Below are 13,140 nucleotides of genomic sequence, written 5' to 3' on the forward strand. Positions count from 1 at the left end.
GTCAGTTCTCGCCGCATCAGTTCTTGCTGTGCCGCACGATCAACACGGGGCAATCCGCGGTGTGCAGAAGTGCGCGACTGGTCGAGCCGAGAAGCATTCCGGTGAAGCCACCACGTCCGCGGCTGCCGACCACCACCAACTGCGCAGTTTCTGCGTATTCACTCAGCACCCGTACCGGGCGATCACGCGCCACTACACGCTCGACCACAACGTCGGGATATCGCTCGGTGAATCCCGCCAACTGCTCTGCCAGAACTACTTCTTCGCCCGTCTGGATGCTGCTCCACAACGGATCGTCCGGAGTGGCACCCAGCGAAGGCTGCACACTCACGTCGCTCCACACGTTGACGGCAATCAGCGTGGCGCCGCGCGCCGCCGCTTGCTCGAATGCATGCTCGATGGCCTCGATGCTGTTCTCGGAACCGTCGATACCGACAACAACCGGCCCCTGAGTCGGCGGTTGGCCGTCCAGCGTGCGCCCACGCACCACTGCGACCGGTGATTCGCCATGCGAGACAAGCGATACCGTCACCGAACCGACGACAAGTCCGGTGAATTCGCCGTGACCGCGCGGACCCACTGCAACCAGGTACGCGCGCTTGGACAGTTCGATCAAGGAATCGGAGACACTGCCGTCGAGTTGTTCGGTGACCACTTCGAGTTCACCGTCGACACTCTGATGGGCCAGGATCTTCGCACTGTCGAGTCGAGCACGAGCGGTGCGTCGCAGTTCGTCCTTGAAACTCTCGGCCAGGTACGGCTCGGAGTAATAGAAGGCCGGAATATGCACCACCGTTGCAATATGCAGCGGACGCCCCAACACAGCGGCCGTGCGTGCAGCCCACACAACGGCCGACGACGCCGCCTCGGAACCGTCCACAGCTACGACAACTGGTTGGATTGCACTCATGTTCGTCCCTTCAGGATCGACTACAGAACTCTATCTGCCTCCACACTATTGCTCCCACACTATTGCCCAAAGGCGATAAATACGTTTCATCCGCTACGGCGGGTCCCGAATCGGACATCTGCTGTGCGCCTTTATTAACCGCGGGGGGTTGATAAAGGCGCACAGCGGTTAGTCACAAATGTTCCGGAACTTCTCGATCAGGCCGACGCGTCCGGCGCGATCAGCGGCCAACGGAGTGACGTTGAGGGTCGTGACGCCGGACTCTGCAAATGCGGCGACGCGTTCTCGGACGTAGCTTTCGGGGCCGATGAGCGACACCGCGCGGACGAGTTCGTCCGGCACTGCTGCCGCGGCTTCTTCCTTCTTGCCGCCGAGGTAGAGATCCTGGATCTTCTCGGCAGCTTCGGCGTAGCCGTAGCGGACGGCAAGGTCGTTGTAGAAGTTCTTTCCCTTGGCTCCCATGCCGCCGATGTAGAGGGCGATGCTGGGACGAACCCAGTCGAGCATGTGGTCGACGTCGTCACCGATCGCGAGCGCCGGTGACGCATATACCTGAAGCTCGCCGAGGCTGGGGTCGCGCTTGGCCTTGCCCTTGGCGAGGGGTTCGCCCCACACGCTTGCTGCTTTCTCCGGGTGGTAGAAGATGGGCTCCCACCCTTCGGCGATTTCGGCGGTGAGTTCGACATTCTTGGGGCCGAGGGATGCGATGAGGATCGGGATGCGCTCGCGAACGGGATGGTTGATCAGCTTGAGCGGCTTGCCCAGTCCGGTGCCCTTCTCGGCAGGCAGCGGCACCTGGTAGTACTTGCCCTGGTACTCGACCTTCTCACGACGCCACACCTGGCGGCAGATTTCGACAACCTCGCGAGTGCGACCGAGAGGGGCGTCGTACTTGACGCCATGGAATCCTTCGATCACCTGCGGGCCGGAAGCGCCGAGGCCCATGACAAATCGTCCGTTGGAGACGAAGTCGAGTCCGGCGGCAGTCATCGCGGTGAGCGACGGCGTGCGGGTGTAAATCTGGAAGATGCCTGAGGCAAGTTCGATGGTTGTCGTCTTGGCTGCCAGGTAACCGAGTTGGCTGACCGCGTCGAACGAGTAGGCCTCGGGGACAAACGCAATGTCCAGACCGGCCTTTTCGAGGTCACCGACTTCCTCGACAGTCTCGGCGAATCCGCCGCTGTAGTTCAATCCCATTCCGATGCGCACGTTCTAACCCCAATCCTCACGATTGCCATGTGTGCGCCAGGCACACCTCCCCTTGAACACTACGGAACATGAGGCCGTATTCATGTGACTGCCCCGTTCATATTCGATGACCGAAATGAACGGGGCGGGTTCTCACATGAGCGTCGAGAAATCAGGAATCTTCGGGACGAACCACCATCACGGGGCACTGCGCGGAAGCGATCAGCGTGTTGCTCGTGGATCCGAGGAGCATTCCGCGGAATCCGCCGCGGCCTCGGCTACCGACTACGACGAGCTGCGCCCGAGACGACCATTCCAGGAGTCGGCCACGCGGATTGTCGAGGTAGATCTCGCGGCGAACTACGACGTCCGGGTACTTCTCGGACCATCCGGCCAGGTTCTCGCTCAGTACCGCGTGCTCTTCTTCCTCGAGCGACGCCGGTGCCAGTGCGGCGGCGCGGGGATCCTCGAACGCTGCTGTTCCGAGGTCACTCCAGACGTGGACGGCTACGAGTTCTGCGCCACGGAACGCCGCTTCCTCGAATGCAGCGCCCACCGCCTGTGCGCTCAGGGCACTGCCGTCGACACCCACCACGACGGGGCCATCGGACGGTACGACGCCGTCACGGTCGCGCACCACGATGACGGGGCACTTGCCATGGCTCGCGACACCGACGGCCGTGTTGCCGAGTACCGCGGTGGCAGCTTTTCCCGACGACGACGCCCCTACTACGACCAGGCGGGCTTTCGCTGAACTCTCCAGGAGCCACTGCGTCGGGCTGCCGATGGCCATCTCGGTGTGAACGGTGATGTTCGGGGCTACCTCGGCGGCGAACTTCTCAGCCTCACCGAGTACCTCTTTACCTGCCTCTTCCACCCACTCGTACACGCCACCCGCGTCGATGTACGGGCCGCCGAATCCGTACGGTGCGAAGTCGAGCGCGTGAATGATATCGAGTCGCAATTCTCGCTGCGCGGCAATTTTCGCAGCTTCTCGGAGCGCTGTCGACGAGGTGTCCGATCCGTCGATTCCGACGACGACATTGTTGTGTTCGCGTGAACTCATGTGCCCACCTTCCGTAAGAAGTAACCGAGCCACTTCCACTCTAACCATCGCAATTACGACATGGTTTCCGGGTCGAGCCTAACCCTGTTTCGGTGACCAAGGTCCCCGAAACTGTTGACGGGGAATTGAATTAGCAGGCCCGGATCAGTCCCACAAGTGAACTGGATTACCACTGCGCATGTTCTCGATGTATGCCCGCATCATCTCGGCAAGTGCAGCGGTTCGGTCGAGTCCCGCGGCTTCACCGGCGCCGACGCGTCCACGCTGCCAGGCCGCACCCGTCTGCCGGTTGAGGCACCGGCCTTCGATGACACCGAGGTACTTCTCACGTGCTGCACTCGACAATCCGAAGTCGGCCAAGCCTTCGTCCGCGAGGGGAAGTAACCGTCGCAGGATCAGCTCGTCTGCACCGACCCATCCCATACCCGGCCAGTACAACATCGCGTCGAGCCCGTGCTTGGCGCCGATGTGCAGGTTCTCTTCTGCTGCATGAAAAGACATCTGCGACCACAGTGGTCGATCCGCGTTGACGAGCGCTCGGACTGTTCCGTAGTAGAACGCGGCGTTTGCCATGATGTCGAGAACGGTGGGCCCGGCGGGCAGCACTCGATTCTCGATCCGTAAGTGCGGCTTGCCATCCGAGCAGTCGTACACAGGCCGATTCCAACGGTAGACGGTTCCGTTGTGCATCTGGAGTTCTTTCAACTCGGGAATTCCGCCTGCCGCGAGTACCGCCAGGGGATCGGCATCGGACACGTCGGGCAGCAGCGCCGGAAAGTATCGCGAATTCTCCTCGAAGAGATCGAGAACCGAATGTATCCAGCGCTCCCCGAACCAGACGCGCGGCCGCACTCCCTGATTCTTGAGTTCGAATGTTCTTGTGTCCGTGGCTTGTTCGAAGATCGGTATCCGAGATTCGTGCCACAGCGCCTTACCCGCCAGGAACGGCGAGTTGGCGGCCAGGGCAACCTGCGGCCCGGCCAGGCACTGCGCCGCATTCCAGTGCGGCGCAAACTCTTCCGGAGAAACCCGCAGGTGCAGCTGCATCGATGTGCAGGCCGCCTCGGGAACCACCGAATTGGTATCGGCACGTAGCACTTCCACAGTTCCACCAGGAAGTGCGACACCTTCGACGTCAAGTTCGATGTCTTCACCCCGCGCCGCAAAGATTTGCTCGTTGAGCAATTCGTAGCGCGGATTGGCGGTGATCCACTCGCGGTCGAGATGTTCGAGTTGGAGCGTCGGCAGCATCCCGATCATCACCATCTCGGCGTCGTGCTCATGGATGCGAGCGTCCGCGATCACGAGAGAACTGCGCAGTTTCTCCTCGAGATCGAAGGTGTTGTCACCGGTCAGTGGTCCGGGCTCGACATTCATTTCGACGTTGAACTGCCCTAGTTCCGTTTGAAACACTGCGTCGTCGTCGATGGCGTCGAGCACTGCAAGGTTGGACATCGCCGGCAGCATGTCACCGGCGACGAGGTTGAACTCGATCTCCATTCCCAGCAGTGGGTCTGGTTTGTCGACGGCGTCCCGGAAGTCGCCGCGATCGAGCATCTGCTTCATGGCGTCGACACACGATCGCACCTTCTTGCGGAATACACGCCGGTCCGCCCTGGTGAACATCCGTGCCTGAACTTCTGCGCCCATGTCCGGTCCCCCTCCTTCGCGATCAACCACCGAAGGTCGTCTTCCGCAAGGCTAACCGGCGGCCACCGGCCCACAACACAAACCGTGAATGAAAAACTGCAGGGCACCGGAAAGAAATTCCGATGCCCTGCAGGTCTGCGAGAAATATTCCTACGAGTTGTCCACCCAGGTGACCGCAACGCCGCGCGCCTTCAGCCACACGGCCGGATCAACCTTGGCGCCGTTTTCGGCAACCTCGAAGTGCAGGTGCGGGCCGGTGGACTGGCCACGGTTACCGACGGTGGCGATCTGCTGACCGGCGGCTACGCGCTGGCCCACCGCAACCTGGTAGTCGTTGACGTGTCCGTACGTGGTGACGGCGCCGTCGTCGTGCTGGATGCGTACCCAGAGACCGAAGCCCGAGGCGGGTCCGGCGTCGATGACCTGTCCGGCTGCTGCCGCAAGGACCGGAGTTCCGATCGGGGCGGCGATGTCCAGGCCGCCGTGGTGTGCACCCCAGCGGTTACCGAACGTGGAGGTGAGCGTTCCGGAAACAGGCTGCACAGTGCCGCCGTTCGACGAAACCGGGCTGAACGAGCCGGTGAACTGCTGTACCTGTGCGTTCACCTGCGCCACGAGATCAGGAAGTTCGGGCACCTCGATGCTCGCCGCCGTCGGGAGCCCGAGATTCGACAGTGCTGCTGGAATCTCGATGCCCTCGGGAAGCAGTCCCTGCGGAATCTCGAATCCGGCGATGTTCTGGGTGGCCGGAGCTGCCGCTGCGGTACCTGCACCCATCTGGCCTGCGCCAACGAGGAGTGCGCCCGTAGCTGCAGCTACAACACCAGCCTTGACACCTGCGCCCGGGCCAGCTGACGGAACGCGGTGACGTCCACTCACTGCGTCAGGATCGATCTCGAATGCAGCAATGGAATTGTCCGTGCGGTGGTGGTCTCCCACAGTTTTTGCCCTGTCAGTCGTCGGCCTGCAACGGTCTTCGAACGAAGCCCGCTCCTCTGTCTGCCGACGAATGTAACAGTTTGGTCAAGGAGACCGCCACCGTTACACGATCTTGATCAAACTATTTTTCGTCCGTCTGTCGACTTGCATCCAACTCTGCCCGGAATGCCTCGTACCGCGCTCGGTGCGCGGGCCGTCGACGAATAATCGCCCAGGCGATCCCGAGTGCGACAAACCAGATCGGAGTGACGACCAGCGCCTGCAGTGTGTCGTCCTTGGTGGTCAGAGCCCACAAGATGAACACGAAGAAGGCCAGTACAACCCAGCACATCACGATGCCGCCGGGCATCTTGAACTTCGACGCCTCGTGCAGGTGCGGGCGACGCTTCCGGTACACCAGGTAGCTCGCCAAGATGATCGTCCAGACGAACATGAAGAGCAGCGCGGAGATTGTGGTCACAACGGTGAATGCCTCGATCACCGAGTCACCGGAGAACAACAGAATCAAAGATGCCAGCAGGAAGATGCACGAGAACATCAGGGCATTCGCGGGAACCTTGCGCGAGTTCAGCTTTCCGAGGGCCTTCGGTGCGTCGCCCTCCTGCGCCAGGCCGTACACCATGCGTGAGGTGGAGTAGATGCCCGAGTTCGCCGAGGACGCCGCGGACGTCAGCACCACGAAGTTGATGACCGACGCGGCGATACCCAAGCCCGCGAGGGTGAACATCGCGACGAACGGACTCTTGTCCGCCTCGATCTCACGCCACGGCGTCACAGCGATGATGACGGTCAGCGCGACCACGTAGAACAGCAGCACACGGATCGGGATGGAGTTGATGGCCTTCGGGAGGTTCTTCTCCGGATCCTTCGCCTCGGCCGCCGTCGTACCCACCAGCTCGATACCCACAAACGCGAACACCGCGATCTGGAAGCCTGCGACAAATCCCATGAATCCGGTCGGGAACATGCCACCGTCGTTCCAGAGATTGTCGATGCCGGAAGTCGCACCGTTGGGCGCGGTGAACCCGGAGACGACCATGACGATGCCGACGATGATCAAGCTGACGATGGCGATGATCTTGATCAGTGCGAACCAGAACTCGGTCTCACCGAACGCCTTCACCGTCGGCAGATTAAGAAGGAGTAGTGCGGCGATGGTGAGCAATGCCGGAATCCACGCAGCCAGCCCCGGCCACCAGTATTTGAAGTATCCCGAGATCGCGATCACGTCGGCGATGCCGGTGACGATCCAACAGAACCAATACGTCCAGCCGGTGAAGAATCCCGCCCACGGCCCCAGCAGATCAGCGGCGAAATCGGAGAACGACTTGTACGACATGTTGGAGAGCAGCAACTCCCCCATCGCCCGCATGACGAAGAAGAGCATGAAGCCGATGATCATGTACACGAAGATCACCGAAGGCCCGGCCAGCGAGATCGTCTTGCCCGAACCCATGAACAGGCCGGTGCCGATGGCGCCGCCGATCGCGATCAGCTGGATATGACGATTGGACAGCTGACGCGACAAGTGGGGGTCGTCACCCGCCGATTTGTTCTGGTCAACGTGGTTCACGTGGTCGGACACGGAGAATCCCCCTGGTCGTTCGGCGCGGATCGAGAGCAACGAACACTGCCCTTCAACACGAACCTCGGAAAATATGCTCTCTCAAAGTACGCGCGCCCCGCCGCAGAATGCGCATCGGAAAGCCCGCGCCGATAACCTGGATCGGTGAACACTGACCGCACCGACCCTCGAAACGGGCATATCGCCGCAACATTGTTCGACTTCTCGGGGACGCTCTTCCGCCTCGAGGAAGATTCCGACTGGGCCGAACATTTTGTCGATCACACCGGCGAGCCGATGGACGTGCATGCTCAAGCCGAGCTGATGCGCCGAATGACCGCTCCGGTCGGGCGAACAGTCGAGATGGACGAAGCTGGACTGTATGCGTGGGAGAACCGTGACCGGGATCCGAAGCTGCATCGTCAGGCGTACCTCGATGTCCTGAGCAAGTCCGGTGTGCCCGATCTCGGTCGCGCCGAAGCGCTGTACGGACTGCTCGTGGACCCGGATCGGTGGACTCCGTACCCTGACACCGGCGAGGTACTGAAGTCTCTGTCGGAGAAGGGTATTCGCACTGCGGTCTTGAGCAACATCGCCTTCGACATCCGTCCCGCGTTCGTCGACCGCGGCTGGGATCTGTGGGTCGACGAATTTGTGTTGTCCTTCGAGGTGGGGGCGGTCAAGCCCGAACCTGCAATTTTCGAGCACGCCCTGTCGCAACTCGACGTGGACGCAGCCCAGACCTTGATGATCGGAGACAGTGATGTCGCCGACGGCGCCGCCCGCGACATCGGATGCCAGTTCGCTCTCGTCGATCCGCTGCCGACGTCCGAACGACCACACGCGCTACTCGACGCGGTGCGGAAGTTCGGGCTGATCTGAAAGGAACTCAGCCGAACTGGGCGAGGTGGTGAATTTGTTCCTTCGTCGACGGATACAGCGTCAACCACGTCCCGTACAGGTCGTCGTACCTGGCCCTGTTGGCTGCATTCGGCACTACTTCGTGTGAGCGTGTCGTCCAATCGGTTTCCGGCGCAACAAGCCCGGTACCGATCGCAGCCAACAGTGCATCGCCGTAACTTGCGCCGATGGTCTGCGCGGGCACCAACTGTGTGTGTCCGGTGATATCGCTGACGGCCTGAGTCCAGACCCGACTCTTGACACCACCTCCCACAGCAACCGTGCGACGAACGGGTTCGTCTGTGTCCCCGAACATTTCGAGTATCTGACGAATTCCGAAGGCAATACCCTCATAGGCAGCTCGAAACAGATGCCCCCGGCCATGGCGCAATGAGAGTCCCGCAACCACACCCCTGGCGTCGGGATCGAATACCGGTGTCCGTTCGCCGGCGAGGTACGGCAGGATCAACAGCCCTTCGGCGCCGGCCGGCACTGCCTCGGCTTCCGCTGACAGTTGCTCGAAAGGTACGTCGCCGGTGAGCTTGTGCAGCCACTCGGTGAGGCTTCCGGCAGTGGACGTTCCGGCCGCAAGTGCCAGAGTATTCTTCTGAACGCCTGCGGTTGTCCACAATGCCGGGTTGCTGTGAAACTTGTCGAGCACCTGCACCAGGAACATCGTCGACCCGTACATGAGCATGAGATCCCCGGGATGGCGGGCACCCACACTGAACCCCTCGGAAAATGCGTCGACGGTACCCGCGACAACGGGCGTCCCGACGGGCAGTCCGGTCTGCTCGGCTGCGTCCGCGTGTACCCGTCCGACAACGTCACTCGGCCACACCAATCGGGGGCACTCGAGATGGCCGAGAACACGATTCGCCCATTCCGATCTCCAGGTGAAGTCTCGGACCGAATAGAGCGGATCACACTGGCTGGCAGTGTGATGATCCTGAATGTACTCACCGGTCAGCTTTGCGGCGATATACGAGTTCGACCCGTACCATCGCTTCGCTGCTGCAAACGTTTCCGGTTCGTGATTGCGCACCCACTCGATTTTCGGACCGACAGCTTGGCTCGACAGGAGCTTGCCACCACAGTCGAGTATTGCCTTCTCACTGAACAATTCGGTCAGTGAAACAACTTCTGCGGATGCTCGACTGTCGATTCCGTACAGAATGGCCGGACGCACAGGTCGAAGTTCACTGTCGCACAACACCAGCGCCGGGCCGACACCACTGACACAGACACCGGAAACCTTGGTAAATGTGGGAACTTGTGCCACAAGACGTTTGGAGATGGCGCATACCTCGGACCACCACATCTTCTCGGCGTCCACCTCCGCCCACCCTGGCCTGGGCATCGAGATCCGATGGTCGATCTGCTCGGTTGCCAGGACCACGCCGTCAGGGGTTACCAGAACTCCTTTGCTGCTGCCCGTCCCCATGTCGATGCCTACCAACAAGTCCACGCAACAACCCTAGCTGAGCGGACCTCTACACACCCTCGGTAAGTTCGCGCAGCGATGCGTAACGTTCCCGAACCTGCGGGGCCGGTGCGGCCTCGAAGCGCTTCTCCTCGGGTTTGGCCCACACCGGTGGGTGCTCGTCTCCGAGAAGCGTCCAGGCAGCTTGCCGACAGGCACCTTCCGCAACATATTCACCAGGATCAGGTATCACGACCGGCACCCCGAGAATCGCCGGAGCGATTTCACACAAAGCGCGAGACTTTGCGCCGCCGCCAACCAACAGAACCCGTTTCACCTGGACACCTTGACGGACGAGATCGTCTACGCCATCGGCCAAACCGCACAGCAATCCTTCGACAGCAGCACGCGCAAAATGCGCCGGCGTCGAATTCTGCAGCCGGAAGCCGTGCATGGCCCCGGTCGCGTCGGGACGGTTGGGAGTCCGTTCACCCTCGAAGTACGGAATCATCACCAGGCCGTCGCTCCCGAGTGGGGCAGACAACGCCAATCGGGACAGTTCGTCGTGATCGACTCCGAGAATGGACGCCGTCGCGTCGAGAATCCGGGCACCGTTGAGTGTGCACACCAACGGCAGGTGCAGTCCGGTCGCGTCGGCAAAGCCGGCAACATTGCCACTGGAATCGTGCGTCGGCGTGACTGACACAGCAGAGACGACGCCGGAGGTTCCGATCGAGATGACCACGTCACCGGGAATCGCTCCCAAACCCAGTGCGGCTGCGGCATTGTCACCAGTTCCCGGACCGATTACCGCGCCGGATCGAGTGATACCGATCTTTTCGCTGGGCAGAGCAACACGTGGAACCTGTGGCGTTCGATCGCGAAAAGCCAGCGACAGCAAGTCCATCCGGTACTCGCGCGTCGCGGCTGCGAAGTACCCCGTTCCACTCGCGTCACCGGCGTCGGTGGCAAGGCCGTCGAGCGAGACGGCGCCGCCCAACTTCCAAGACAGCCAATCGTGCGGAAGACAGACTGCTGCAGTTCGGTTCGCATTGTCGGGTTCGTGATCTGCCAGCCACCGCAACTTGCTCGCAGTGATGGCGGCTACCGGCACAACTCCCACGGCGTCGGCCCACGCCTGTGGTCCACCCAGCTCGTCGACGAGTTCGCTCGCGGCCTGCGCGGAGCGAGTGTCGTTCCACAGCAATGCCGGTCGCACTACGTCGCCGTCGCCGTCCAAACACACCATGCCGTGTTGTTGCGCGCCTACGGATACTGCCGCGACATCGCCGAGTCCACCGGCCGCGGCAATCGCGCTGTCCATGGCCTCAAACCACCGCGCCGGGTCGATCTCGGTGCCGGTGGGATGCGTCGCACGTCCCTCCCGGATCAATTCACCCGAATCGGCATCACGGACAATGACCTTGCACGACTGAGTTGAGGAATCGATCCCGGCTACGAGCGTCACAGCGTGTCCTCTCTGAAGGACCTTCAGCTCGCGACTGCGACCGCGGGCATTCGGTTGCTGCGCTTACGCAGCGATCGAACATATTCTGCGCGCTCGGTCTCCGTCATTCCACCCCAGATGCCGTAAGGCTCGTGGACAGCCAGAGCGTGTTCGCGGCACTGCTGAAGAACCGGGCAGGCGGAGCAGATCTTCTTTGCGTTCAGTTCGCGGTTTTCGCGAGCATGCCCACGCTCGCCGTCCGGGTGGAAGTACACGGCGGAGTCGTGCCCACGGCACGCTCCTTGCATCTGCCAGTCCCACACTTCAGTTGTCGGATTCGGCATCGGAAGGTGCTTGTGCATGATGGCGACCTCAATTCTTGATTCTGAGACGGACTTTGAATTCTGTGACGGAGAAGGGTGTGACCGGCCTACTGACCGATCGTCTGGACATCTCCCCGACGCAACCGGTACGCGCACACCGTGGCGAGTTCACTGACCGCAGGCGGGTCCAATGCGGCGCTGCCGTCGTCGAGGATGTTCTTCAATCTCCGGAAGTACTCGCGGGGCTCCAGGCCGAAGGTGACAAAGATGTCTTCGTCCGGTCCGCCGTCGAACTTCTGCCATTTGCGCGCGAAGTCGACAATCTCGTTTTGCGTGTCGGTGCGACTCATCGGGTTCTCCCCTAGGTTCGTGCGCCCTCTGACCTCGTACTGCGACCCACCCGAGAACGCGGTGCCCCGTGAGTCAAGACACAGCCTATGCCCACTTCTGCTTTTTCACAATACCCACTTAGGTACTCAAAGAACTAAAGTAATCAATCTTTTGTATCCTGAAGTAACGCTAAGAGAATGCTTGAATAGAACGTATGACCCGACCGCCTATCACTCCCGCCACAGCCGGCGAGGTGTTCTCGCTGATCCGCGCAGGTTCCGCGACCACACGAAGCGAAATCGGGAAACTCACCGGACTGTCCCGGACCGCCGTGTCTGCGCGAGTCGGCGCACTGCAGTCGATCGGCCTCATCGCGGACGACGACGAAGGCCCCTCGACCGGTGGCCGTCCGCCGGCAACCTTGACGTTCAACAAATCCGCTGGACTGGTACTGGTTGTCGCCATCGGCCGCTCACGCGCACAGTTGGCCGTCACAGACCTATCCGGCACCATCCTCACCGCGGAAGACATCGATAAATCGGTGGGCGTCGGGCCTGACGAACTGATGCCTGAAATCGCGGACCATCTGACGTCGTTGCTGGCCCGAATCGGCCGCCCCCCTACCGAAGTCATCGGAGTCGGACTCAGCATCCCCGGGACCGTTGACATCGCAGCCGGAGCCAGTCTCGATTCACCGATGATGTCAGGCTGGGACGGCGTCGCCCTTGCTCCCTACCTTGCATCAGTCACAGACGCACCGCTGTTCGCCGACAACGACGCCAACGTCATGGCGCTCGCGGAACTCAGCGAAAGGCGTGAAAGCGCACCGAATCTACTCATGATCAAAGCGTCCACCGGCCTCGGCGCCGGTATCGTTCTCGGCGGTGTCCTGCAACGCGGGTCGCTCGGCGCCGCCGGCGAGATCGGGCACACCAAAACCGCTGCGGCCAAGGACGTCCAATGCCGCTGTGGTGACGTAGGTTGCGTCGAAACCGTCGCCAGCGGTTGGGCACTCGTACATGCACTCGAAGCCCAGGGCCGGGACGTCGGCCACGTTCGCGACGTCGTTCGCCTGGCCCTCGACGGCGACGGGGAAGCACGCCGATTGATCCGAACGAGCGGCCGGCTCATCGGCGACGTGATCTCCGGCGCGGTCAATCTCCTCAACCCGGAAGTGCTTGTCATCGGCGGCGACATGGCCGAAGCCGACGAACTCTTCCTTGCCGGACTTCGAGAATCTGTCTACGGCAACGCAACTGCCCTCGCCACGCGCTCACTACACATCGTGTCCGTCAGCCACGGAGCGCAATCGGGAATCCTCGGGTGCGCCGTCCTGGTACTCGACAATCTCCTGAGCCCACGTGAAATCGACTTGAGGATTGCCGACGCCGCCCACTGAG

The 13,140-nt window shown here is 61.5% G+C and carries 12 protein-coding genes; 2 read left to right on the plus strand and 10 right to left on the minus strand.

Translation table 11 applies throughout. The features are described 5' to 3' along the window. Positions 1-16 precede the first annotated feature (16 nt). From ACFRFQ_RS24500 to cycA, 6 genes are all read right to left on the minus strand, one after another. Entirely contained in the window at positions 17-910 is an 894-nt protein-coding gene (locus ACFRFQ_RS24500; RefSeq protein WP_378663463.1) for a universal stress protein, read from the minus strand. A gap of 168 nt (positions 911-1,078) precedes the next feature. Then, positions 1,079-2,119, minus strand: a complete 1,041-nt coding sequence (locus ACFRFQ_RS24505) for an LLM class F420-dependent oxidoreductase (RefSeq protein ID WP_378663466.1) — start codon at positions 2,117-2,119, stop codon at positions 1,079-1,081. Positions 2,120-2,270: 151 nt separating this feature from the next. Further along, the gene (locus ACFRFQ_RS24510) at positions 2,271-3,164 is read right to left on the minus strand and encodes a universal stress protein (RefSeq protein ID WP_378663469.1); all 894 of its coding nucleotides are present in this window, start codon (positions 3,162-3,164) and stop codon (positions 2,271-2,273) included. A 144-nt stretch (positions 3,165-3,308) separates the two neighbouring features. Continuing rightward, entirely contained in the window at positions 3,309-4,814 is a 1,506-nt protein-coding gene (locus ACFRFQ_RS24515; protein ID WP_378663472.1) for a glutamate-cysteine ligase family protein, read from the minus strand. A 150-nt stretch (positions 4,815-4,964) separates the two neighbouring features. Next, the gene (locus ACFRFQ_RS24520; RefSeq protein ID WP_378663474.1) at positions 4,965-5,753 is read right to left on the minus strand and encodes a M23 family metallopeptidase; all 789 of its coding nucleotides are present in this window, start codon (positions 5,751-5,753) and stop codon (positions 4,965-4,967) included. 121 nt (positions 5,754-5,874) lie between these two features. Beyond that, a complete protein-coding gene (gene cycA, locus ACFRFQ_RS24525) occupies positions 5,875-7,338 on the minus strand; it encodes a D-serine/D-alanine/glycine transporter (RefSeq protein WP_378663477.1) in 1,464 nt (487 codons plus the stop codon). A gap of 144 nt (positions 7,339-7,482) precedes the next feature. On the opposite strand from cycA, the gene ACFRFQ_RS24530 reads away from it, so the two are divergent. Beyond that, positions 7,483-8,199: an HAD family hydrolase gene (locus tag ACFRFQ_RS24530; protein WP_378663480.1), complete on the plus strand. Its 717-nt coding sequence runs from the start codon at positions 7,483-7,485 to the stop codon at positions 8,197-8,199. Positions 8,200-8,206: 7 nt separating this feature from the next. On the opposite strand, the gene ACFRFQ_RS24535 is transcribed toward ACFRFQ_RS24530, so the two are convergent. From ACFRFQ_RS24535 to ACFRFQ_RS24550, 4 genes are all read right to left on the minus strand, one after another. Then, positions 8,207-9,685, minus strand: a complete 1,479-nt coding sequence (locus ACFRFQ_RS24535; RefSeq protein ID WP_378663483.1) for an FGGY-family carbohydrate kinase — start codon at positions 9,683-9,685, stop codon at positions 8,207-8,209. A 25-nt stretch (positions 9,686-9,710) separates the two neighbouring features. Continuing rightward, complete coding sequence (xylB, locus tag ACFRFQ_RS24540; RefSeq protein ID WP_378663485.1) at positions 9,711-11,108, minus strand: xylulokinase; 1,398 nt, start codon at positions 11,106-11,108, stop codon at positions 9,711-9,713. A 23-nt stretch (positions 11,109-11,131) separates the two neighbouring features. Continuing rightward, positions 11,132-11,449 (minus strand): WhiB family transcriptional regulator, encoded by a 318-nt coding sequence (locus ACFRFQ_RS24545; protein WP_138872299.1) that lies wholly within the window; start codon positions 11,447-11,449, stop codon positions 11,132-11,134. Positions 11,450-11,517: 68 nt separating this feature from the next. Next, entirely contained in the window at positions 11,518-11,760 is a 243-nt protein-coding gene (locus ACFRFQ_RS24550; RefSeq protein WP_378663488.1) for a DUF3263 domain-containing protein, read from the minus strand. Between the two features lie 194 nt (positions 11,761-11,954). Between ACFRFQ_RS24550 and ACFRFQ_RS24555 the strand changes: the two genes are divergently transcribed. Continuing rightward, positions 11,955-13,139, plus strand: coding sequence for an ROK family protein (locus ACFRFQ_RS24555; protein WP_138872297.1), 1,185 nt, complete (start codon positions 11,955-11,957; stop codon positions 13,137-13,139). The last annotated feature ends 1 nt before the right edge of the window (position 13,140 follow it).

This window comes from Rhodococcus sp. NPDC056743, assembly GCF_042790355.1.
Taxonomy (GTDB): Bacteria; Actinomycetota; Actinomycetes; order Mycobacteriales; family Mycobacteriaceae; genus Rhodococcus_F.

Excerpts from the sequence above, each read along its gene's own strand:
- ACFRFQ_RS24500 (WP_378663463.1), bottom strand. The coding sequence starts at position 910 with ATGAGTGCAATCCAACCAGTTGTCGTAGCTGTGGACGGTTCCGAGGCG.
- ACFRFQ_RS24545 (WP_138872299.1), bottom strand. The coding sequence starts at position 11,449 with ATGCACAAGCACCTTCCGATGCCGAATCCGACAACTGAAGTGTGGGAC.
- ACFRFQ_RS24515 (WP_378663472.1), bottom strand. The coding sequence starts at position 4,814 with ATGGGCGCAGAAGTTCAGGCACGGATGTTCACCAGGGCGGACCGGCGT.
- ACFRFQ_RS24510 (WP_378663469.1), bottom strand. The coding sequence starts at position 3,164 with ATGAGTTCACGCGAACACAACAATGTCGTCGTCGGAATCGACGGATCG.
- ACFRFQ_RS24550 (WP_378663488.1), bottom strand. The coding sequence starts at position 11,760 with ATGAGTCGCACCGACACGCAAAACGAGATTGTCGACTTCGCGCGCAAA.
- ACFRFQ_RS24555 (WP_138872297.1), top strand. The coding sequence starts at position 11,955 with ATGACCCGACCGCCTATCACTCCCGCCACAGCCGGCGAGGTGTTCTCG.